General features: G+C 36.9%; 1 protein-coding gene and 1 pseudogene. Both read left to right on the forward strand.

All coding sequences use genetic code 11. The annotated features are described in order from the left end of the window. A pseudogene (locus HMPREF1552_RS12710) lies at positions 1–206 on the forward strand (hypothetical protein); the annotation flags it as partial. Next, positions 184–482: IS30 family transposase (locus HMPREF1552_RS11545; RefSeq protein WP_231370735.1), on the forward strand; the 299-nt coding region annotated here is incomplete at its 3' end. The pseudogene HMPREF1552_RS12710 and the gene HMPREF1552_RS11545, both read left to right, overlap by 23 nt.

The raw sequence follows: 482 nt of genomic DNA on the forward strand, positions 1-482 counted from the left end.
TGAAAAATCTGATAGAGGACAGGCTCTACAAAACTTGGTCACCTGAACAAATTGTTGGCAGGGAATTAAAGGGGAGGCTGTCATTTAAAACTATCTATAACTGGTTGTACAGTAATTTTCTAGACGTTTCTCTGAATGTCTTGAGAAGAAAGGGAAAGAAAGCGAAAACTAAAGAGACGATATGTGGCAATAAAGATGAAAGATAGAAGTAAAAATTCAATGTTGGAAGCAATAAAACGGTTGATAGCCAGTATTCCTAAAGAAGCATTTAAGACTTTCACATCAGACAGGGGCAAGGAATTTTCATGCTGGGAAGAAGTGGAGAAGATGGGAATAGAATTCTATTTTGCAAATCCTTACTGCTCATGGCAGAGAGGCTGCAATGAAAACAGCAACGGTCTTCTAAGAGAATTTTACACAAAGAAGACCGACATATTAAAAATAGAGGCAGAAGACTTGATAAGAACCTTAATGCTGATAAA

This window comes from Leptotrichia sp. oral taxon 879 str. F0557 (assembly GCF_000469385.1).
Classification (GTDB): Bacteria; Fusobacteriota; Fusobacteriia; order Fusobacteriales; family Leptotrichiaceae; genus Leptotrichia; species Leptotrichia mesophila.